Consider the following 21,357-nt stretch of genomic DNA (forward strand, 5'->3'; position numbering starts at 1 on the left):
ACCCGCATGACAGACTCCCAGCAGACTCCTTCCGGCCGAATCGCAGGTGGCGAGAGCGACGCGGCGGAAGCGCGCGTCCGGACCGCCGTCGAGGCGGGCCTCCCTGCCACGATCGCCGAACTCTCCCGCCTGGTGCGCATCCCGTCGGTCTCGTGGGCCGCCTACGACCCCGCGAACGTGCGCGCGAGCGCCGACGCGGTCGCCGGGCTCCTGCGCGAGACCGGCGCGTTCGACAGCGTGGAGGTGAAGCAGGCGCCGATCTCCGGCGAGAGCCTGGGGCAGCCCGCCGTGCTCGCGACCCGTGCCGCGAAGAACGGCCGCCCGACCGTGCTGCTCTACGCCCACCACGACGTGCAGCCGCAGGGCGACGCCGCGAACTGGGACACCCCTCCGTTCGAGCCGACGGTGCGCGGCGATCGCCTCTACGGCCGCGGAGCCGCCGACGACAAGGCCGGCGTGATGTCGCACGTGGCGAGCGTGCAGGCGCTGGTCGAGGCGCTCGGCCCCGACTTCGACCTCGGCCTCGCCGTCTTCATCGAGGGCGAGGAGGAGTTCGGCTCGCGCTCGTTCGCGAACTTCCTGGAGCAGAACAAGGCGGCGCTGGCGGCCGACGTCATCGTCGTGGCCGACTCGGACAACGTCGACGTCGACACGCCCGCCCTCACCGTCTCGCTGCGCGGCAATGTGACCTTTAAGCTCACCGTGTCCACGCTGGAGCACGCATCGCACTCCGGGATGTACGGGGGAGCGGCGCCCGACGCCATGCTCGCCCTCGTCGCCCTGCTGGCGACGCTGCACGACGAGAACGGCTCGGTCGCCGTCGAGGGGATGCGCTCGCGCGACGACGCGGCGGAGCCGCCGGCGGTCAGCGAGGAGCAGTTCCACGAGGAGGCCGCACTGCTGCCAGGCGTCACCCCGATCGGCACCGGGCCGATCCTGTCGCGGATGTGGTCGCAGCCGACGGTGACGATCACCGGCATCGACGCGCCCAGCGTGGTCGACGCCTCCAACACGCTCCTGCCGAGCGTGGCGGTGCGTCTGAGCGCCCGCGTGGCGCCGGGGCAGCCCGCTTCGGAGGCCTACGCGGCGCTCGAGCGCCACCTGCGCGAGCACGCGCCCTTCGGCGCCCACATCGACATCAGCGACGTCGACACCGGCGACGCGTTCCTCGTCGACACGGCCGGCTGGGCCGCGACGGAGGCCAAGCAGGCGATGGCCGACGCCTGGGGCAAGGAGGCCGTCGAGACCGGCGTCGGAGGGTCGATCCCGTTCATCGCCGACCTGGTGCGCGAGTTCCCCGAAGCTCAGATCCTGGTGACCGGGGTCGAGGATCCGGACACCCGTGCGCACAGCCCGAACGAGTCGCTGCACTTGGGGGTGTTCAAGCGGGCGATCCTCGCGGAGGCCCTGCTGCTGGCCCGGCTGGACGGCCGGCAGAGTTGAGCGCCGCCCGGCGGGATCGGACGGTACTGAGCGATCTCGCATCCGATCGACGTACAATCGACGCAGATTTCGCAATCGAACTCTCGACACACGTGTGAGGAGCCCCATGACCGACACAGCGCTGACCGCGACCAAGCCGCACGGCGTCGGCCTGACCGACAACGCCGCAGGCAAGGTGAAGAGCCTGCTCGAGCAGGAGGGACGCGACGACCTGCGCCTGCGCGTCGCCGTGCAGCCCGGCGGCTGCTCCGGTCTGATCTACCAGCTGTACTTCGACGAGCGCATGCTCGACGGCGACGCCACGGTGGACTTCGACGGGGTCGAGGTCATCGTCGACAAGATGAGCGTCCCCTACCTGGACGGCGCCACGATCGACTTCGAGGACACCATCCAGAAGCAGGGATTCACCATCGACAACCCCAACGCGACGGGGTCCTGCGCCTGCGGAGACTCGTTCCACTGAGCCGTCCATAGCACAGAAAACACCTCTGGGCCGCCCCTTGTGGGCGGCCCTTTGTGTTCGAATCCGGGTGTCCAGCGGAGTAGGGTAGGTAACGCCACATACAGTTGCATGTGAACTGTCCCCGAGTCTCTCGAAAGGTCACCGGTGCGTCACAATCGCCGTCTCCGATGGGCTGCCATCCCGATCGCAGCGACACTCGCTATCGTCCTCGCGGGCTGCACGCAGGCCCAGCTCCATGGCTTCCTGCCGGGCTTCGTCGAGGGCGAGCAGCCAGTCACGAACCACACGGAGCGCATCAGCGGTCTCTGGGTGACGAGCTGGATCGTCCTTCTCATCGTGGGCATCGTCGTGTGGGGCCTGATCCTCTGGGCGGTCATCGTCTACCGACGCCGCAGGGGGCAGACCGGCCTCCCGGTGCAGCTGCGCTACAACATGCCGATCGAGATCTTCTACACGATCGTGCCGCTCATCCTGGTGCTCGGCTTCTTCGCCTTCACCGCACGCGACCAGAACGCCATCGAGCAGCCGTACGCTAACCCCGACCTCAAGATCCAGGTCTACGCCAAGCAGTGGGCGTGGGACTTCAACTACGTCACCGACAACGTGTACGACCCGGGAATCCAGGCTCAGCCCGACGATTCGAACGCCGCCCCCGGCACGGTGCAGGAGAGCCAGATCCCCACGCTCTACCTCCCCGAGAACAAGAAGGTCACGATCCAGCTCGACTCGCGCGACGTGATCCACTCGTTCTGGGTGCCCGCCTTCCTCTACAAGAAGGACGTCATCCCGGGCAAGACCAACTACATGTACTTCTCGACGACCGGCCGCACGGGAACGTTCGTCGGCAAGTGCGCCGAGCTGTGCGGCGAGTACCACTCGGCGATGCTCTTCAACGTGAAGATCGTCTCGCAGAGCGAGTACGACGCTCACATCCAGTCCCTCCGCGACAAGGGCTTCGAGGGGCAGCTGGGGTCGGAGTTCGACCGCAACAACAACCTGCCCGGCACGGGCGCCCCCACGGGCAACGAGTGATTCCGGCAACGAGTAGGACAGACGCATGACGACGACAGCACCGGCGCCGGGAGCGACCACCGCTCCTGCAGCTCCGAAGCCCACTCTCCTCACCGCGAACGGCGTGGAGCGCAAGGGCAACATCCTCGTGAACTACATCACGTCGACGGACCACAAGACGATCGGGTACATGTACCTCATCTCGTCGTTCATCTACTTCTTGATCGGCGGCGTGATGGCGCTGATCATCCGTGCCCAGCTGTTCGAGCCGGGCCTGGAGGTCGTCCAGACCAAGGAGCAGTACAACCAGCTGTTCACGATGCACGGCACGATCATGCTGCTGATGTTCGCGACACCGCTGTTCGCCGGGTTCGCCAACGTGCTCATGCCGCTCCAGATCGGCGCTCCCGACGTGGCGTTCCCGCGTCTGAACGCTCTCGCGTACTGGTTCTACTCGTTCGGTTCGCTGATCGCGGTCGCCGGCTTCCTCACCCCGCAGGGTGCGGCCTCCTTCGGGTGGTTCGCCTATGCGCCGTTGTCGAGTACGACGTTCTCACCAGGCATCGGCGGCAATCTCTGGGTGGTCGGCCTCGGCCTGTCGGGCTTCGGAACGATCCTCGGTGCGGTGAACTTCATCACCACCATCATCACGATGCGCGCCCCGGGCATGACCATGTTCCGCATGCCGATCTTCACCTGGAACATCCTGGTCACGTCGATCCTCGTGCTCATGGCCTTCCCGGTCCTGGCCGCTGCGCTCTTCGCCCTCGCCGCCGACCGCGTGTTCGACGCGCACATCTACGACGCCGCCAACGGCGGGGCGCTGCTCTGGCAGCATCTGTTCTGGTTCTTCGGGCATCCGGAGGTCTACATCATCGCGCTGCCGTTCTTCGGCATCGTGTCGGAGATCTTCCCGGTGTTCAGCCGCAAGCCGATCTTCGGGTACAAGACGCTGATCTACGCGACGATCTCGATCGCCGCCCTCTCCGTCACGGTGTGGGCCCACCACATGTACGTGACCGGCTCGGTCCTGCTGCCCTGGTTCTCGCTGATGACGATGCTCATCGCCGTTCCGACCGGCGTGAAGATCTTCAACTGGATCGGCACAATGTGGCGCGGGTCGCTCACGTTCGAGTCGCCCATGCTGTGGTCGATCGGCTTCCTCATCACGTTCACTTTCGGTGGTCTGACCGGTGTCATCCTGGCGTCGCCGCCGCTCGACTTCCACGTGTCCGACACGTACTTCGTCGTGGCGCACTTCCACTACGTGGTGTTCGGCACCGTCGTGTTCGCGATGTTCGCCGGGTTCTACTTCTGGTGGCCCAAGTGGACGGGCAAGATGCTCAACGACCGGCTGGGCAAGTGGCACTTCTGGCTGCTGTTCATCGGGTTCCACACGACGTTCCTCATCCAGCACTGGCTTGGCGTCGTGGGCATGCCCCGACGGTACGCGACCTATCTGCCGTCCGACGGCTTCACGTGGATGAACCAGGTCTCGTCGATCGGTGCAGGCATCCTGGCGGTCTCGATGATCCCGTTCTTCGTCAACGTGTACCTCACGGCGCGCAACGCTCCGAAGGTCACGGTCAACGACCCGTGGGGCTACGGACGCTCGCTCGAGTGGGCGACCTCCTGCCCGCCGCCGCGGCACAACTTCACGTCCATCCCGCGCATCCGCTCGGAGTCGCCGGCGTTCGACCTGAACCACCCCGAGGCCGGTATCCCGATCGGCATCGGCGGCGGCAAAGACGCCCCGGACGCGCCCGTGTACGACGCTGCTAGCGACAAGGTGAAGTGAACCCATGAGAGCTAACGCAATCCTCTTCTGGATCCTGGCGGCCTTCTTCCTCCTCTCGGCGATCGTCTACACGCTGTGGAGCCTCCTCGACCCGATGCACATGAAGGTCGAGTGGGTCGGCACCGTGGCCCTCACGCTGAGCGCCATCCTCGCCGCGTTCATCGCTTTCTACGTGGGGCGCTCGCACGCCTCGCAGGGCGGCGAGCTGCCCGAGGACAAGCTCGATGCGAACATCGACGACGGCGATCCGGAGCTCGGTCACTTCTCCCCGTGGAGCTGGTGGCCCATCTCGCTCGGCGCGGCGGCCGCGCTCGTCATGCTCGGCCTCGCGGTCGGCTTCTGGATCTGCTTCATCGGTGTGGCCTTCGCTCTGGTAAGCATCGTCGGCTGGGTCTACGAGTACTACCGCGGCTTCTTCGCCCGCTGAGTCGAACGCAAACGCTCTGTACGAATAGGCCGCCTCCCTCGGGAGGCGGCCTTTTCGGCGTCGGGTGCCGAGAGATCCACTTCGGACTTTCGATGCCGGGTTCAGCGCACCTGGAAGCTGAGCACGTCGACGGAGACGGTCGTCTCTGCGGCCGGCGCGGGCGCCGCGTCAGCGTGACGCGCTGACGGCCCCATCGCCGCCAGGGCGAGGCGGAGGTCCTCATCGAGCGCGAGTGTGTATGAGACATGTTCGCGCGTCAGCGGGGCGTACAGCGCCTCTGCGGCCCTGACGACGTCCTCGGCCTTGTCTGTCGGGATGTCGAGCATGGTGCCCGCCTGTCTCAGCGACCCGAGGTGGTCCGCGCGGGGCACCACGACCACGAGCCGGCCGCCCGGACGAAGGACACGGTGGAACTCGGGCAGGTTCCGCGGTGCGAAGACGTCCAGCACGGCATCCACCGTCTGCGAGCGGACGGGGAGCGGACGCCAGGTGTCGGCGACCAGGCCGTCGATGCTGGCCGACGAACGCACAGCCCGGGCGACCGCGGCGGGGGAGAGGTCCATCGCCAGGCCGACGGCGTCGGCTGCGGGCGCGAGGACGGCGCGCAGGTAATAGCCCGTTCCGGCGCCGGCGTCGAGAATCCGCGAGCTCTCCCCGGGCCGGGCGGCCGCGGCAACGGCAGAGGCGATGGGGGCGTAGGCACCGCCCTCGAGCACCGCGTCGCGAGCGTCCAGCATCTCGGCCGAGTCGCCGACCAGCTTGCTGCCGCCGCCGAGCAGCGACACGTAGCCGCGTTTGTTGACGTCGTGGCGGTGTCCCTCGGGGCAACCGAGCATCAGCCTGTCGACGGGTTCCAGGTCGCGCCCGCACACGAGGCAGCGCAGCCAGGAGGCCAGACGTGCGAGTGCATCACGGGCTGGATCTGTCACAGGGAGCTCCTCGAGCATGCCGGGGGAAGGGGCTGGAAACGGGCAAGCGCCGATCGTCGATGACGATCGGCGCTTGCACGGAGGTTCAGCGGATCAGTGGTGACCGTGACCCGACTCGAGCTCCCCGCGGGTCGGCGGGACGAGACGGTCTTCGAAGAACCAGCGGGACAGGCTCGCGCGCATCCGCGTTCCAGCCGTGATCTTGCCGCGCTTGTTCGGACGGATCATCAGCGGCTCGTACGCCTCGAAGCTCACCAGACGCCAGCGCTCGTAGTCGCTGAGCTGCTCGTGCACCTCGATGAACTCGCCACCGGGGAGCTTGACGATGCGGCCGGTCTCGTAACCGTGCAGCGCGACCGAGCGGTCCTTCTTCTGAAGCGCGAGGCAGACGCGCTTGGTGAGGAAGTACGCGACCACAGGGCCGACGAACAGCAGGGCCTGGAGCGTGTGGATCACGCCCTCCATCGTCAGCATGAAGTGCGTGGCGATGATGTCGGACGACGCCGCAGCCCAGAACACCGCGTAGAACGTCACGCCGGCGGCGCCGATGGCGGTGCGGGTGGCCGCGTTGCGCGGACGGTCGAGGATGTGGTGCTCGCGCTTGTCGCCGGTGATCCACGCTTCGATGAAGGGGTAGATCATCACGGTCACGATGAAGAGACCAAGGATGGCGACAGGGACGATGATGTTGAACGACCAGGTGCGGTTGAGCCAGACGAACTCCCAGCCCGGCGGAACGAGACGCAGGGCGCCGTCCGCGAAGCCGATGTACCAGTCGGGCTGGGTGCCGGCAGACACGGGCGAGGGATCGTACGGACCGTAGTTCCAGATCGGGTTGATGGTGAAGAGCGACGCCATGAGCGCCACGACACCGAACACGATGAAGAAGAAGCCGCCGGCCTTCGCCGCGTACACCGGGAGGACCGGGTAGCCGACGACGTTGCCCTGGGTGCGGCCGGGAGCGGCGTACTGCGTGTGCTTGTGGACGACCACGAACACCAGGTGCAGTGCGATGAACGCGACCACGAGCGCGGGCAGCAGCAGGATGTGCAGCGTGTAGAGGCGCCCCACGATCGCCGTGCCCGGGAACTCGCCGCCGAAGAGCAGGAACGAGATCCAGGTGCCGACCACAGGGAGGCCCTTGATGAGGCCGTCGATGATGCGGAGGCCGTTGCCGGACAGCAGGTCGTCGGGGAGCGAGTAGCCCGTGAAGCCCTCGGCCATCGCGAGGATGAACAGCGTGAAGCCGATCACCCAGTTGAGCTCGCGCGGCTTGCGGAACGCACCCGTGAAGAAGATGCGGAGCATGTGCAGGCCGATCGCGGCCACGAACAGCAGAGCCGCCCAGTGGTGGATCTGGCGCACGAGCAGGCCGCCGCGCACCTCGAACGAGATGTTGAGCGTGGACTCCATCGCCGCGGACATGTGGATGCCCTTGAGCGGCACGTACGAGCCGTTGTAGACGACCTCGGCCATCGACGCCTGGAAGAAGAACGTCAGGAACGTTCCCGTCAACAGGATGACGATGAAGCTGTAGAGGGCGACCTCACCGAGCAGGAAGGACCAGTGGTCGGGGAAGATCTTGCGACCGAACTCCTTGACCGCGCCGGAGATGCTGGTGCGGTCCTCGATGTAGTTGGCGGCCGCCGCTGTGAAGCCGCCGCTCTTGACCGTGGTTTCTGCCGCAGGAGCTGCGGCGGTGGTGGTGCTCAATGGCGCTCCCAGAAACTCGGGCCGACGGGCTGGTGGAAGTCGCTGCGGGCGACCAGGTAACCGTCGGCGTCAACGGTGATCGGCAGCTGCGGCAGTGGCCGCTTCGCCGGTCCGAAGATGACCTCTGCCTCGTGCGTGATGTCGAACTGCGACTGGTGGCACGGGCACAGCAGGTGGTGGGTCTGCTGCTCGTAGAGCGCCACAGGGCACCCGACGTGCGTGCAGATCTTGGAGTAGGCGACGATGCCGTCGTAGTTCCAGTTCTCACGGCCCTTGGAGACGTGCAGGTCTTCGGGCTTGAGGCGCATGAGCAGGACGGCCGCCTTGGCCTTCTGCTCCAGCATGTCCGGAGCGTCGATCAGGCCCTCCGGAATGACGTGGAAGGCGCTGCCCAGCGTGACGTCGGACGCCTTGATCGGGGTGCCCGAGGGGTCGCGCGTGAGGCGGATGCCCTTGGCCCACATGGTCTGCGAGAGCAGCTCGGCCGGGTCTTCACCCTGCGGCGCGAGACCGCGGAAAAGCACCACGGCGGGGAGCGGGAAGGCGATCAGCGCGCCGATCAGACTGTTGCGCACCAGCGTGCGGCGGTTGAAGCCGGACTCCTGGTCGGCCTGGCGGAAGATCTCGGCCGCGCGCTCGGTGGTCTGCTCGGAGCCGCGGACGGGGTGGCGGAGGTCGACGCCCTCTTTCTCGTGCATGAGGGCCTTGCCCCAGTGCACGGCGCCGATGCCGATGGCGAGCAGGGCCAGTGCGATGCCGAGGCCGATGAACAGGTTGTTCAGACGCACGGAGCCCGGGTCGCTGTCGTTGATCGGGAACGCCATGTACGCGGCGACCGCCCACACGGAGCCCGCGATGGACAGATAGAACAGCGTGTAGACGGTGCGCTCGGCGCGCCGCTCCTTCTTGGGGTCGAGGTCGGTCACCCGGGGGCGGTGCGGCGGGAAACCGGGGTTCTCGACGGCGTCGCGGATGATCACCGCCGTTCCGGGGTCTCCGGTCCGGTGCACGTCGACGGCCGACGAACTGGCTGGCGTCAGCTCGTGACCGCCGTTCTCGTCCTGTGCCATTGTTCTCCTTCTTACGCTGTGCTTCTACAAGTACGACAGAACGGTCAGTTGGACTTCGCCGTGATCCACACGGTCAGGGCGACGATGGCGCCGAGGCCGAAGATCCAGAGGAAGAGTCCCTCGGCCACCGGGCCGAGCGAGCCGAGCTCGAAGCCGCCCGGGGACGGGTTGTTCTGGATGTACTTGAGGTACGTGATGATGTCGGCCTTGCCCTGGGGCGAGATGTTCAGGTCGTTGAACACCGGCATGTTCTGCGGGCCGGTGATCATGGCCTCGTAGATGTGCTTGGCGCTGACACCGGTCAGCGGCGGGGCGAACTTGCCCTCGGTGAGCGCACCACCCGCGCCGGCGACGTTGTGGCACATCGCGCAGTTGATGCGGAAGAGCTCGGCGCCTGCGGCGGCGTCGCCCTTGCCGTCGAGGAACTTCTGCTCGGGCACCGAGGGGCCGGGAGCGAGCGACGCGACGTAGGCGGCGAGGGCCGCGACGTCGGCATCGGAGAACTGCACCGGCTTCTGCTCGGCCTGCGGCCCCTGCATCTGCATGGGCATGCGGCCGGTGCCGACCTGGAAGTCGACCGCGGCGGCGCCGACGCCGATCAGGGTCGGCGCGTTGATCGTGCCCTGCGCGTCCATGCCGTGGCAGGTGGCGCAGTTGGCCTGGAACAGCTTCTCGCCCTGCTCGATCTGCGACTTGGAGGACGTCTGCACCGAAGCGGTGTCGGCCGAGGCCGTGGTGGTGGTGAACGCGGCGTACGCGCCGCCGGTGAGGCCGAGGCCGATGGCGAGCAGGGCGACGGTGGCGAGCGGGTGGCGGCGACCGGTCTTGCGCGCCGCCTTAGTGCGGCCGGGGGCCGTGGCGCGGGACTTCTGGGTGCCGGGAACGCGGGGACGCATGAGGTGAGGTCAGCTCCTGTTGATCTATCGGATGATGTAGATGACCGCGAACAGTCCGATCCACACGACGTCGACGAAGTGCCAGTAGTACGACACGACGATGGCGCTCGTGGCCTCTTTGTGGCCGAAGGTCTTGACCGCGAACGCACGGCCGATGACGAGCAGGAAGGCGATGAGGCCGCCGGTGACGTGGAGGGCGTGGAAGCCGGTCGTCAAATAGAAGGCGGAGCCGTAGGCGTTGGCGTCGAACGCGATGCCCTCGGAGACGAGCGTGGCGTACTCGAGCACCTGGCCGGAGACGAAGATGGCACCCATGATGTACGAGAGGGCGAACCACTCGACGAGGCCCCATTTCCAGAACTGCAGCACGCCGCCGCTGCGGCGCGGCTGGAGGCGCTCCGCGGCGAACACGCCCATCTGGCAGGTCACGGAGGACAGCACCAGGATCGTGGTGTTCACGGCCGCGTAGGGGATGTTCAAGTGCTGTGTCTCGGCGGCCCACAGATCGGGCGACGTCGACTTGAGCGTGAAGTAGATCGCGAAGAGACCCGCGAAGAACATCACCTCGGAGCCGAGCCAGACGATCGTGCCGACGGCCACGACATTGGGCCGGTTGATCGCCGGCGCACTCGTTGCAGGAGAAATGGAGGTGCTCGTCACAAAACCCATTATGGCTGAAAAGAAGCCGTGGTTTTCTCACCTGAATGGCACGAATTCGCCTCGATTCGGGTAAGGGCAGCCTTACACCTGGTACAAAGCCCCTGCTCCCCGTGGCGTGTCGCCTCCCAATAGGATCGCAGTATGACGCAAATGCAGTCCTGGTCGTCCGTGCTCACCTCACTCCTCGCCCGCGAGGACCTGAGCGTGGCGGACGCGGCCTGGGCCATGGATCAGGTCATGTCGGGGGAGGCCACCGAGGCCCAGCTCGCCGCATTCCTGATCGCGCTGCGCGCCAAGGGCGAGACCGTCGACGAGGTCGTCGGGTTCCGCGACGCCATCCTCGACCACGCCGTTCCGCTGCCGGTCGACCCGATGGCGCTGGACATCGTGGGCACCGGGGGAGACCGTTTCGGCACCGTGAACGTGTCCACGACGGCCTCCATCGTCGCCGCGGCGTCGGGCGTGCCCGTGATCAAGCACGGCAACCGGGCGGCCAGCTCGTCGTCGGGGTCGTCCGATGTGCTGGCGGCACTCGGCATCGACCTGACGCTGCCGCCCGAGCGGGTGGCCGAGGTGCTGCAGCGCACCGGGATCACCTTCGCGTTCGCCAGCGCCTTCCACCCCGGTTTCGCCAATGCCGGGCCCGTCCGATCCCAGCTCGGCGTGCCGACCGTGTTCAATTTCCTCGGACCGCTGTGCAATCCGGCCCGCCCGGAGGCGTCGGCAGTGGGCGTGGCGACGCTCGACCGCATCCCGCTGATCGTCGGCGTCTTCCAGACCCGCGGCGCGACCGCGCTGGTCTTCCGCGGCGACGACGGTCTCGACGAGCTGTCGACCACCGGTCACAGCCACGTCTGGGAGGTCTCCAGGGGCCTCGTCACCGAGCACGACATCGATCCGCGCGATCTGGGCATCCCGCGCGCCAGGATCGACGACCTGCTCGGGAAGGACGCCGCGTACAACGCGGCTGTCGTGCGTGCCGTGCTCGCGGGCCAGGAGGGCCCCGTGCGCGACATCGTGTTGCTCAACGCGGCGGCCGGGCTCGTGTCCTACGAGCTCGCGTCCGACCCGTCGAGGGTCCAGGAGTCCATCCTGGATCGGTTCCGTTCGCAAATGGCGGTCGCCGCCCAGGCGATCGACTCCGGGGCTGCGGCCGCGAAGCTCGACGAATGGGTGGCGGCTACGCACTGATGTAGCAAGCACCGACAGCAAAGTGGAAGGAAGGGTTTTCAATGAAGAAGCTCATCAACGACGTACCCGACGTCGTGGCCGAGTCCTTGGCGGGTTTCGGCCGAGCTCACGCTGACATCGTCGCGGTGTCGCAGGACCCCCGTTTCGTCTCCCGGGCCGACGGCCCGGTGCGCGGCAAGGTCGGCCTGGTCAGCGGCGGCGGCAGCGGCCATGAGCCGCTCCACGCCGGATTCGTGGGGAAGGGCATGCTGGACGCTGCGGTGCCCGGCGAGGTGTTCACCTCCCCGACCCCGATGCCGATCGTGGAGGCCACCAAGGCCGCCGACGGTGGCGCCGGTGTGCTCCACATCGTCAAGAACTACACAGGCGACGTGCTGAACTTCGAGACCGCCGCCGACCTGGTGGGCGCGGAGGGCATCACCGTGCGCTCCGTCGTCACCAACGACGACGTCGCGGTGCAGGACTCGCTCTACACGGCCGGGCGCCGCGGCGTCGCCGGCACCGTGCTCGTCGAGAAGATCGCGGGGGCGGCGGCCGATCGCGGCGACGACCTCGACGCGGTGACAGCGGTCGCCGAGAAGGTCAACGCCAACGTCCGCTCGATCGGGCTGGCGCTCACCGACGGCACGGTCCCGCACGCGGGCGAGCCCGGTTTCGTGCTCCCGGAGGACGAGATCGAGTTCGGCGTGGGCATCCACGGCGAGCCCGGTCGCGAGCGCATCAAGATCCAGCCGGCCGACCGCCTCGTCGACCGGATGATGGACGCGATCCTCACCGATCTGCCGTTCTCGTCCGGAGACACGGTGCTGCTGTTCGTGAACGGGATGGGCGGCACCCCGCTGTCCGAGCTCTACATCCTGTTCCGCCGGGCGGCGGAGATCCTGGACGAGAAGGGCATCGTGCTCGGCCGTTCCCTGGTCGGCAACTACGTCACCTCGCTCGAGATGCAGGGCGCCTCCATCTCGGTGCTGAAGCTCGACGACGAACTGACCGCCCTGTGGGACGCTCCGGTGCACACCGCCGCGCTCCGCTGGGGCGTCTGACGAGCACAGCAGAACGACAGCACACCGAACGACACGGGTGACGAGAGGAAGGAAACGCGCATGGCGTTGGACACGAACTGGGTCTCGTCCTGGATCTCGGCCGCGGCGGAGGCCGTGGCCGAGCACAAAGGCGAGCTGAACACGCTCGACCGGGAGATCGGCGACGGCGATCACGGCGAGAACATGGACCGCGGCATGCGCGCGTCCGTGGACGCGCTGGCGAAGCTGCCGGAGGATGCGACTCCGTCCGCGGCGCTGCGCTCGATCGCGATGACCCTCATCTCCACGGTCGGTGGAGCCTCCGGACCGCTCTACGGCACCGCCTTCCTGAAGGCGGCCGAGCCGGTGGGCGACGCGCAGGTGATCGACGGAGAGACGCTCGTTGCGCTGCTGACGGCGGCGCGCGACGGGATCGTGTCCCGCGGCAAGGCGGAGCCGGGCGACAAGACGATGATCGACGCCTGGACCCCCGCGGTGGAGGCGGCGTCGGCCGCGCTCGCCGCGGGGGCCGACCCGGCGGCGATCCTCGCGGCGACAGCCGACGCTGCCGAGCAGGGCTCGGACGCGACCATCCCGCTCGTCGCCCGCAAGGGCCGCGCGAGCTACCTCGGTGAGCGTTCCGCCGGTCACCGCGACCCGGGTGCACAGTCGACGGCCCTGATCCTGCGGGCTGCGGCCGGAGCCGCCGGATGAGCGCGACGGTCGGGATCGTCTTCGTCTCGCACAGCTCGCAGCTCGCCGCCGGCGCCGTCGCCCTCGCCGGGCAGATGGCGCCGTCGGTGACGCTGCTGCCTGCGGGAGGGACGGACGACGATGGGATCGGCACGAGCTTCGGGAAGGTCATGACCGCTGTGGGCGAGGCCGACCGGGGCTCCGGCGTCGTGGTGGTGAGCGACCTCGGCTCCGCGCTGCTGACGGCCGAGACGGTGCTGGACCTCCTGCCGGACGACGAGCGCGCTCGCGTGCGCGTCGTCGACGGCCCGTTCGTCGAGGGAGGCGTCGCGGCGGCGGTGGCCGCCGAGACCGGCGCCGATCTGGAGGGCGTGGCCGCCGCCGTCGAGGGTGCGCGCGCCGCCTGGGGCGGTGCGGAGCCCGCCGAGGCGCCGGAGACCCAGGCTGCGACCCCCGCGTCGGCCGAGGGCGGCACGCGCAGTGGATCGGGCTATGCGCGCGAGGTGCTGGTGCGCAACCCGCAGGGACTGCACGCGCGTCCCGCTGCGGAGTTCGTGAAGCTGGCGAACACCTTCCCGGTGAAGGTCACCGTCAACGGCAAGGACGCCAAGAGCCTGCTCGGCGTGATGTCGCTCGGGCTGACCGCCGGCGCGACAGCGTCGATCGCGTCGCCCGACGAAGACGGCGAAGCTGCGGTCGATGCACTGGTCGAACTCGTCGAGGGCGGGTTCGGCGAGGTCTGACCCGGTCCGACCGGCGAGACAGCCGCGCTAGAGGTCGACCGCCATCTCGAGCTCGAGCGCGGTGCGATCGAGCGGATACGGCTGCGTGTGACCGGTGAGGGCGAAGCCGTGCCGCTCGTAGTAGCGGATCGCGGGGAGGTTGCGCTCGTGCACCTCCAGCAGCAGGCGACCGGAGCGGCGCCGCGCCCAGGCGATGACGGCGTCGAGCAGCGCGTCGGCGACGCCGTTTTCGCGGCCGCGCCGCGACGGCGTCACGTAGACGCCGACCAGGTGCGGGTCGGGCGAGCTCACAGCATGGAAGCCGCCCATGGTTCCGATCCAGCGTCCGTCCGGGGTCACCGCGGCGAACAGCTCGCTGGAGGCCGAGCCGTTCGCCGCGCGGCGGCGCCAGTGCTCGTCGGGGTGCGCTTGCGCGGCCTCCAGCGTCTCGAGGAACGCGATGGGCGTGTCCTCGAGCATCTCCAGCCGGATCGCCCGGTAGGCCCGCCAGTCGGCCTCCACGGCCGGGCGGACCACCCAGGGCCGCTCGGCACCGGGGGAGTCCGTCCATTCGCGCGGGTGCGCGCCGCCCATGTCTGTCCCGCTCGTGTCAGTTCCGCTCGGCCAGCAGGGCCTCGCTCTCGGCGAGCAGGATCGCCGTGCACAGACCTTCGAGGGCCTCGCTCAGCTCCGCCAATGGAGGGAAGGTCGGCGCGATGCGGATGTTCGCGTCGCGCGGGTCCTCGCCGTACGGGAAGGTCGCCCCGGCGGGTGTGACGGCGATCCCTGCCTCCTTCGCCAGTTGCACGGCCCGCTTGGCGCAGCCGTCGAGCACGTCGAGGCTGACGAAGTACCCGCCGAGCGGAGCTTTCCACGCGCCGGCGCCCCACGGCTCCAGGCGGGCGCGGAAGGTCTCGTCGACCGCGGCGAACTTGGGAGCGAGGATCGCTCGGTGCCTCTCCATGTGCGCAGTCAGCCCGTCGGCGTCGCGCAGCAGCTGCACATGGCGCAGCTGGTTGAGCTTGTCGGGCCCGATGCTCTGAGCTGCCGAGTTGTGCTGGAACCAGGCGATGTTCGTCTCGGAGGCGCCGAAGAAGGCGACGCCCGACCCGGGATAGGTGACCTTGGACGTGGACGCGAAGATCAGCGGACGGTCGGGGTTGCCCGCCTCGGCGGCCAACGCGAGGATGTCGATCGGCTCGGGGCGCTCGTCCGAGAGGTGGTGCACGACGTACGCGTTGTCCCAGAACAGGCGGAAGTCGGGGGCGGCGGGCAGCGACACGAGCGCACGCGCGACCTCCTCGCTGTAGACGGCGCCGGTCGGGTTGGAATACACCGGCACGCACCAGATGCCCTTGATGCTGTCGTCGGTGGCGAGCAGCGTCTCGATGGTCGCGATGTCGGGACCGTCGTCGTTCATCGGGACCGCGATCATACGGATGCCGAAACGCTCCAGGATCGTGAAGTGACGGTCGTAGCCGGGCACGGGCGCCAGGAACGAGATCGGCTGATGCCCCCAGGGGAGGTCGCCGCCGGGGACGCCGTGGATCAGTGCCTGCGCGACAGTGTCGTGCATGATCGTGAGGCTGGAGTTTCCGAGCGCGAGCAGCTGCGCCGGCGGCACCCGCAGCGCGTCGGCGAAGATCGCGCGCAGCTCAGGGAGGCCGTTCGGGCCTCCGTAGTTGCGGAGGTCGGTTCCCGCCGCGTCACGGTACGCACCGTCGGGCAGGTGCAGCAGGTCGTCGGAGAGGTCGAGCTGCTCGGCCGACGGCTTGCCGCGCGTGATGTCGAGCGCGAGGCCGCGGGCCTTGAGGTCGTCGTAGGCACGGGCGAACTCCGCGTGGGCGGCGCGCAGCGCTTCGGTGTCGAGGTCGGCGAGGGGGGCGGGTGCGGTGGTCACAATCCGATCGTACCGGCGCGCTGGATCGTCCGCCCGGCCGGGACGTGCGAACATCCGGAGTGTGACGAACGAAGTGAAGCGCGGGCGGGGGCGCACGCGGACGAAGATGTACGTGGCCCTGGCCGTCGGCGTGGTCGTCGCCGTCGGAACCTCCTTCATCGACGCGGTGCACCACGCCGTGCTCGCGGGCTGGGCCGCGGCCTGTCTGGTCTACATCGCGTGGGTGTGGTTGGCGGTGTGGCGCATGGACTCGCACACGACGCGCGACCACGCGACCCTGGAGGACCCCGGCCGCCGGACGGCCGACCTCGTGCTGATCTTCGCGGCGCTGGCGAGTGTCGTCGCGGTCGTGTGGGTGCTCGTGGACGCGCGCAGCCTGAAAGGCGGGGCGCAGCTGGGCGTCGCGCTGCTCGCCGTCGTCAGCATCGCCCTGACCTGGCTGCTCGTGCACACGATCTACATGCTGCGGTACGCGCGCATCTACTACCGCAAGAACGGCGGCGTCGACTTCAACCAGGACGAGCCGCCGAGGTACAGCGACTTCGCCTATCTCGCCCTGACCCTCGGGATGACCTTCCAGGTCTCGGACACGAATGTCTCCAGCTCGTACCTGCGCAGGACGATCCTGGGTCACACCCTGCTGTCGTACGTGTTCGGTACCGTGATCGTCGCCGCGACCGTGAACCTGGTGGCCGGCCTCACCTGAGGTAGCGGACGAACCGGTAGCGCAGCCCGCTCGCGGCCTCCAGCCACGGCCCGGGCTCGCCGTGCCACTCGGGCCCGAGCACGGGTGCGAACGTGTCGCCGGCCACGTCGAGGTCGATCTCGGTGACCTCCACCCGGTCGGCGAGCGGCAGCGCCTGGCCGTAGAGCTCGGCGCCCCCGATCACCCAGACGATCGAGTCGCCCCGGCCGGCCGGAGCGTCCTCCAGGGAGTGGACGACCGTCGCGCCCGGTGCGTCGAAGTCGGCCTGGCGGGTCACGACGATGTTGTCCCTGCCCGGGAGCGGCCGGAAGCGCTCGGGCAGCGACTCCCAGGTGCGGCGCCCCATCACGACGGGATCCGTGCCGGTCAGCTCGCGGAAGTGCGCGAGGTCCTCGGGGAGGTGCCACGGCATCACGCCGCCGGCGCCGATGACCCGGTCGTGGGCCTCGGCCCAGATGAGCGCGAGACTCATACGGCGACGGCCGCACGGATCGCCGGGTGGTGCTGGTAGTCCTCGACGGCGAAGTCCTCGAACGTGTACTCGAAGATGCTCTCGGGCGTGCGGGTGAAGCGCAGCGTCGGCGCCGGATACGGGTCGCGGGACAGCTGCTCGGTCACCTGCTCGACGTGGTTGTCGTAGATGTGGCAGTCGCCGCCCGTCCAGACGAACTCGCCAGGCTCCAGGCCCACCTGCTGCGCGACCATCAGGGTGAGGAGGGCGTAGCTGGCGATGTTGAAGGGGACGCCGAGGAACATGTCGGCGCTGCGCTGGTAGAGCTGGCAGGAGAGCCTCCCGTCGGCGACATAGAACTGGAAGAACGCGTGGCACGGCGCGAGCGCCATGTCCGGGATGTCGGCGACGTTCCAGGCGGAGACGATGATCCGCCGGGAGTCGGGGTCGCGGCGCAGAGTGTCGATCACCTGCTGGATCTGGTCGATGTGGGTTCCGTCCGGAGCCGGCCACGACCTCCACTGCACGCCGTAGACGGGGCCGAGCTCGCCGCGCTCGTCGGCCCACTCGTCCCAGATCGTCACGCCGTTGTCGCGCAGCCAGCCCACGTTGCTCTCGCCGCGCAGGAACCAGAGCAACTCATAGGCGATCGACTTGAAGTGGACGCGCTTGGTGGTGATCAGGGGGAAACCCTCTGCGAGGTCGAACCGCAGCTGCCGGCCGAACACGCTGCGCGTGCCTGTGCCGGTGCGGTCGGACTTGCGGCTGCCGTTCGCGAGGACGTCGCGCAGCAGGTCTTCATACGGAGTCGGGGTCGGCGTGCTCATCGAGACGATGGTACTTCGCCCCGGGCGTGGATGACCCCTGACCCGCCAGACGTTCCCGTCGTAGGCTTCGAGCATGGCCGATGGTGCGGACACCGATGGTGTCGAGGGGGAGGGCATCGCCGAGCCGGACCGCAGGATCCGCCACAGCGACGACGAGCTCGCCGACGCCTTGCAGGCCGAGGTCGACCGCGTCACGGCGGCCATCCCGATCATCGCGGGGCCGACGGTGATGCGGCCGGACGCAGCATCGCTCAGCGACGACGAGGTCACCGCGATCGTGGATGCCGACCTGCGGATCCACGACACGACGGCGGCGATCGCGCACCTGCAGTCGGTGCTGGAGGCGCGGGCTGCAACGTCGGCCATTCCGGTCGTGAGGGCGGAGGCGCCGGTCGCCCTGGTGCCGGAGGCCGAGCCCGAGGTCGCGCCGCTCGACGAGGAGGACGACGAGGAGGACGACGACTGGGTCGGGCCGCCGACGCAGCTGATCAGCTTCGACGACCTCCCCGTACGGAGGCGCGACACCGGACCGCAGCCGACTTACAGTGCGTGGGTCGGGGCGGCAGCGCCGCAGCCGCGGGGTCAGCCGCAGCCACAGCCGCAGCCTCCGGCGTCCTCGGCCGTCGCGGAGGAGGTCCCGCCTCCGAAGTTCCCGACCGTCGCCATGGAGCCGCCGTCCGGTCAGGACGAGATCGAGCCCGCGGACGTCGGGCACGACGACCTCGCAACGCCGCCCGTGCGCGTCGAGCCGCTCGGATTCGTCGCGGCGGAGCTCGCTCCGCGCGACTCCCAGCCCGTGCCTCTTCTCTCGGACGTGCTGCCTTCGGCGCCGGTCGTCGAACCGCTCGCAGCACAGGAGCCGTTGGTCGCGCACGACCTCGGCGCGACGACAGCACGACCCGACCACATCGACCGGGATGTCGCCGACGACGCCGACGACGTGCGCGCCGGCGCGCCCACCCCTGTCGCGACGCCCCGCCTGGCCGACGGCTCCGTGCTCTTCGGCGCCCCGCCGGCGCCGCCCCCGCCGTTCGTCCCGGAGGCCGCCGACCTCGAGCCGACCCCATTGGAGCAGCGGGCCGGACGCGCGTCCCGGCTGTTCTGGCTGTGGTTCGCCGGCACATCCTCCCTGATCAGCGTCGGTGTCGGCGCGACTCTCTTCCTGCTCGGTCTCAGCCTCCGTCAGCTGCTGGTCGCGACTCTCGTGGGTGTCGCGCTGTCGTTCCTTCCACTGGGGCTGGGCACGTTGGCGGGCAAGTGGAGCGGGCAGCCGACGATGGTCGTCTCCCGTGCCACGTTCGGACTGCTCGGCAATGCCCTGCCGACCGCGCTGGCGCTGGCCACCAAGGTGTTCTGGGGCGCCGTGCTGCTGTGGCTGGCGGGGTCGGCGGCGGGATCGGTCGCGGTCGCCGGCGGCTGGTCGCAGCTCGGCGTCGGGCCGACGGCCTTCGCCCTCCTGCTCACGGTGGGGATCGCAGGTGTCGTCGCATTCTTCGGCTACGGACTGCTCTCGCGCGTTCAGCTGGTGCTGACGATCGCCTCCGCAGTGCTGATCGTCGGCATGATCGCCGCCACCTGGCGGCACGTCGACCTCTCGCGGGCGCTCGCCGTGCCAGACGCCCTGTGGACGCATGTCGTGACGGGAGCCGTCCTCGTCTTCAGCTATGTCGGGCTGGCGTGGGCGATGAGCAGCGCGGAGGTCGCCCGCTACCAGCACCCGAAGTCCTCCGGTGCCGCCGGCATGTTGTGGGCGACCTTCGGGGCCGGGGTGCCGCCGTTCGTGCTCGTCTCCTACGGCGGCCTGCTCGCAGCCTCGGACCCGGCGCTGGCCGGCGACATCGCGCGCGACCCGGTCGCCGGACTCACCCGTCTCGGCCTGCCGTTCTGGTATCCGGTGCCGCTGCTGCTCGCGGTCGGCCTCAGCCTGATCTCCGCTCTGGTGCTGACGATGTACTCGGGAGGGTTCACCCTCGATGCGCTCGGTGTCCGGCTCGGAAGGCGGTGGAGCACCCTGATCGTCGGTGGCGCGATCGCCTTCGCCGGCATCGCCCTGGCGCTCACCGTGCGCGACCTCGACGACGTCCTGCGCGGCCTCCCGACGACCTTGGCCGTGCCCGTGGCCGCGTGGGCCGGCCTGTTCACCGGGGAGATGATGCTGCGGACCCGGCGGTTCCATCAACCGTCGCTGGTGAACCGCGGCGGCGTCTACCCGGATTGGCGCTGGACGAACCTCGCGATGCTCGTGGTCGCCAGCGCGGTGGGCCTCGGGTTCGTGAGCTCGCCGCTGCCTTGGCTCGCGTGGGAGGGCTACCTCTTCCGCCTGCTGGGCGCCGACCCGAACGCCGGGATCGGCGCGAGCAACATCGGCGTCGTGATCGCGCTCGCCGTCGGCCTCCTCACCCCGATCGTCTCGGCCGTGCCCGCCGTCCGCCGTCAGGAGCGCGCGCAGGCGTAGCGCTGCCAGCGGAGGAGATGTGCGCCGCTCCGCCCTGCATCTCCTCCGTCGTCTGCCACGCGGCGGCGTGTCGCCGCACATCTCCTCCGTTGCTGCCCGACCCGTGCGGCGGCCGATCACGTAGGCTCTTGTGCGTGCCGCACACTCTCCGTTCCGTCTGCGAGGTCGTCGAATCGCTCTGGCCGATCGCCGGTGCGGAGGGGTGGGACGCGCCCGGGCTGGTCTCGGGCGATCCGGACGCCCCGATCGACCGCATCCTCCTCACCGTGGACGCCGTCGCCGCCACCATCGACGAAGCCGTCGGTCTCGACGCCGACCTCCTCATCGCCCACCACCCTTTGCTGCTGCGCGGAGTGACCTCCATCGCCGAAGACCGCTACAAAGGCGCGCTCCTGGCCACGTTGATCCGCGCCGACTGCGCCCTTGTTGCGGCGCACACGAACGCCGACGTCGTGGCCGACGGCACGAGCGCCGTGCTGGCCGCGAAGCTCGGCCTCGCCGACACCGCTCCGATCGCCCCGGCGCCCGACGGGGTCACCGGCATCGGGCGCGTCGGCACGCTCGCCGAGCCGACGACGCTCGGCGCCCTCGCCCGGGTCGTCGCCGATCTGCTGCCGCCCACCGCGGGCGGCGTGCGCGCGGCGGGCGACTACCACCAGCCGGTCTCGCGCGTCGCCGTGTGCGGCGGCGCGGGCGACTCGCTGCTGGCGACGGAGGCCGTCCGGGGCGCCGACGTCTACATCACCGCCGACCTCCGGCATCACCCCGCGTCGGAGGCGCGCGAGCAGGCCGTGCTCGGCGGCGGACCCGCCCTGCTCGACGTCTCGCACTGGGCGAGCGAGTGGCTGTGGCTCGACACGGCGGCGGAGGCGCTGCGCAGCGCCCTCCCCGGCGTGGAGGTCGCGGTCAGCGAGCTGCGCACCGACCCGTGGGACTTCGCCATCCTGCAATGAGCCTCCAGCACCGACGATGAACACACC

At 69.2% G+C, this 21,357-nt stretch carries 21 protein-coding genes; 12 read left to right on the top strand and 9 right to left on the bottom strand.

What is annotated here, in order from left to right:
- Positions 1-6: 6 nt before the first annotated feature.
- From AC0HS0_RS03790 to AC0HS0_RS03810, 5 genes are all read left to right on the top strand, one after another.
- Positions 7-1,443: a M20/M25/M40 family metallo-hydrolase gene (locus AC0HS0_RS03790; protein ID WP_472961749.1), complete on the top strand. Its 1,437-nt coding sequence runs from the start codon at positions 7-9 to the stop codon at positions 1,441-1,443.
- Between the two features lie 106 nt (positions 1,444-1,549).
- On the top strand, positions 1,550-1,906 hold the full coding sequence (gene erpA / locus AC0HS0_RS03795; RefSeq protein WP_208039553.1) for an iron-sulfur cluster insertion protein ErpA: 357 nt from the start codon (positions 1,550-1,552) through the stop codon (positions 1,904-1,906).
- Positions 1,907-2,050: 144 nt separating this feature from the next.
- Positions 2,051-2,938 carry an aa3-type cytochrome oxidase subunit II gene (gene ctaC, locus AC0HS0_RS03800; RefSeq protein ID WP_472961751.1) on the top strand — a complete coding sequence of 296 codons (888 nt, stop codon included), beginning with the start codon at positions 2,051-2,053 and terminating at the stop codon, positions 2,936-2,938.
- 25 nt (positions 2,939-2,963) lie between these two features.
- Positions 2,964-4,715: an aa3-type cytochrome oxidase subunit I gene (ctaD, locus tag AC0HS0_RS03805; protein WP_472961754.1), complete on the top strand. Its 1,752-nt coding sequence runs from the start codon at positions 2,964-2,966 to the stop codon at positions 4,713-4,715.
- A gap of 4 nt (positions 4,716-4,719) precedes the next feature.
- Positions 4,720-5,142, top strand: a complete 423-nt coding sequence (locus AC0HS0_RS03810) for a cytochrome c oxidase subunit 4 (protein WP_472961756.1) — start codon at positions 4,720-4,722, stop codon at positions 5,140-5,142.
- A gap of 101 nt (positions 5,143-5,243) precedes the next feature.
- Here AC0HS0_RS03810 and AC0HS0_RS03815 read toward each other — a convergent pair whose 3' ends face one another.
- The 5 genes from AC0HS0_RS03815 to ctaE all read right to left on the bottom strand — a co-directional run bounded on the left by AC0HS0_RS03815 (position 5,244) and on the right by ctaE (position 10,419).
- Positions 5,244-6,071 (bottom strand): methyltransferase domain-containing protein, encoded by an 828-nt coding sequence (locus tag AC0HS0_RS03815; RefSeq protein ID WP_472961758.1) that lies wholly within the window; start codon positions 6,069-6,071, stop codon positions 5,244-5,246.
- Positions 6,072-6,164: 93 nt separating this feature from the next.
- The gene (gene qcrB / locus AC0HS0_RS03820) at positions 6,165-7,784 is read right to left on the bottom strand and encodes a cytochrome bc1 complex cytochrome b subunit (protein WP_472961759.1); all 1,620 of its coding nucleotides are present in this window, start codon (positions 7,782-7,784) and stop codon (positions 6,165-6,167) included.
- Entirely contained in the window at positions 7,781-8,854 is a 1,074-nt protein-coding gene (gene qcrA / locus AC0HS0_RS03825; protein ID WP_472961760.1) for a cytochrome bc1 complex Rieske iron-sulfur subunit, read from the bottom strand. Before qcrA ends, qcrB begins: the two co-directional genes overlap by 4 nt.
- Positions 8,855-8,898: 44 nt before the next feature.
- Positions 8,899-9,750 carry a cytochrome bc1 complex diheme cytochrome c subunit gene (gene qcrC, locus AC0HS0_RS03830; RefSeq protein ID WP_472961761.1) on the bottom strand — a complete coding sequence of 284 codons (852 nt, stop codon included), beginning with the start codon at positions 9,748-9,750 and terminating at the stop codon, positions 8,899-8,901.
- Positions 9,751-9,774: 24 nt separating this feature from the next.
- The gene (gene ctaE, locus AC0HS0_RS03835; protein WP_055915645.1) at positions 9,775-10,419 is read right to left on the bottom strand and encodes an aa3-type cytochrome oxidase subunit III; all 645 of its coding nucleotides are present in this window, start codon (positions 10,417-10,419) and stop codon (positions 9,775-9,777) included.
- A 132-nt stretch (positions 10,420-10,551) separates the two neighbouring features.
- Between ctaE and trpD the strand changes: the two genes are divergently transcribed.
- The 4 genes from trpD to dhaM are packed head-to-tail and all read left to right on the top strand — an operon-like array spanning position 10,552 to position 14,059.
- Positions 10,552-11,601 carry an anthranilate phosphoribosyltransferase gene (trpD, locus tag AC0HS0_RS03840; protein ID WP_472961763.1) on the top strand — a complete coding sequence of 350 codons (1,050 nt, stop codon included), beginning with the start codon at positions 10,552-10,554 and terminating at the stop codon, positions 11,599-11,601.
- 41 nt (positions 11,602-11,642) lie between these two features.
- Positions 11,643-12,644, top strand: coding sequence for a dihydroxyacetone kinase subunit DhaK (gene dhaK, locus AC0HS0_RS03845; protein ID WP_472961765.1), 1,002 nt, complete (start codon positions 11,643-11,645; stop codon positions 12,642-12,644).
- Positions 12,645-12,704: 60 nt separating this feature from the next.
- Positions 12,705-13,337 carry a dihydroxyacetone kinase subunit DhaL gene (dhaL, locus tag AC0HS0_RS03850; RefSeq protein ID WP_472961767.1) on the top strand — a complete coding sequence of 211 codons (633 nt, stop codon included), beginning with the start codon at positions 12,705-12,707 and terminating at the stop codon, positions 13,335-13,337.
- Positions 13,334-14,059 carry a dihydroxyacetone kinase phosphoryl donor subunit DhaM gene (gene dhaM, locus AC0HS0_RS03855; RefSeq protein ID WP_472961769.1) on the top strand — a complete coding sequence of 242 codons (726 nt, stop codon included), beginning with the start codon at positions 13,334-13,336 and terminating at the stop codon, positions 14,057-14,059. Before dhaL ends, dhaM begins: the two co-directional genes overlap by 4 nt.
- Positions 14,060-14,086: 27 nt before the next feature.
- On the opposite strand, the gene AC0HS0_RS03860 is transcribed toward dhaM, so the two are convergent.
- Both AC0HS0_RS03860 and AC0HS0_RS03865 read right to left on the bottom strand, forming a co-directional pair.
- A complete protein-coding gene (locus AC0HS0_RS03860) occupies positions 14,087-14,632 on the bottom strand; it encodes a GNAT family N-acetyltransferase (RefSeq protein ID WP_472961770.1) in 546 nt (181 codons plus the stop codon).
- A 16-nt stretch (positions 14,633-14,648) separates the two neighbouring features.
- Entirely contained in the window at positions 14,649-15,938 is a 1,290-nt protein-coding gene (locus tag AC0HS0_RS03865) for an aspartate aminotransferase type Ic (RefSeq protein WP_472961774.1), read from the bottom strand.
- A gap of 61 nt (positions 15,939-15,999) precedes the next feature.
- Here AC0HS0_RS03865 and AC0HS0_RS03870 point away from each other — a divergent pair, with 61 nt between their 5' ends.
- Positions 16,000-16,644, top strand: a complete 645-nt coding sequence (locus AC0HS0_RS03870; RefSeq protein WP_472961777.1) for a DUF1345 domain-containing protein — start codon at positions 16,000-16,002, stop codon at positions 16,642-16,644.
- On the opposite strand, the gene AC0HS0_RS03875 is transcribed toward AC0HS0_RS03870, so the two are convergent.
- A complete protein-coding gene (locus AC0HS0_RS03875) occupies positions 16,637-17,116 on the bottom strand; it encodes a dihydrofolate reductase (RefSeq protein ID WP_472961778.1) in 480 nt (159 codons plus the stop codon). The two genes, AC0HS0_RS03870 and AC0HS0_RS03875, sit on opposite strands and share 8 nt — an antisense overlap.
- Complete coding sequence (locus tag AC0HS0_RS03880) at positions 17,113-17,922, bottom strand: thymidylate synthase (protein WP_472961779.1); 810 nt, start codon at positions 17,920-17,922, stop codon at positions 17,113-17,115. Before AC0HS0_RS03880 ends, AC0HS0_RS03875 begins: the two co-directional genes overlap by 4 nt.
- 73 nt (positions 17,923-17,995) lie before the next feature.
- Between AC0HS0_RS03880 and AC0HS0_RS03885 the strand changes: the two genes are divergently transcribed.
- The gene (locus tag AC0HS0_RS03885) at positions 17,996-20,377 is read left to right on the top strand and encodes a cytosine permease (RefSeq protein WP_472961780.1); all 2,382 of its coding nucleotides are present in this window, start codon (positions 17,996-17,998) and stop codon (positions 20,375-20,377) included.
- A gap of 134 nt (positions 20,378-20,511) precedes the next feature.
- Positions 20,512-21,330: a Nif3-like dinuclear metal center hexameric protein gene (locus AC0HS0_RS03890; protein WP_472961782.1), complete on the top strand. Its 819-nt coding sequence runs from the start codon at positions 20,512-20,514 to the stop codon at positions 21,328-21,330.
- The last annotated feature ends 27 nt before the right edge of the window (positions 21,331-21,357 follow it).

Source organism: Leifsonia sp. PARNA 1/14 (assembly GCF_055720965.1).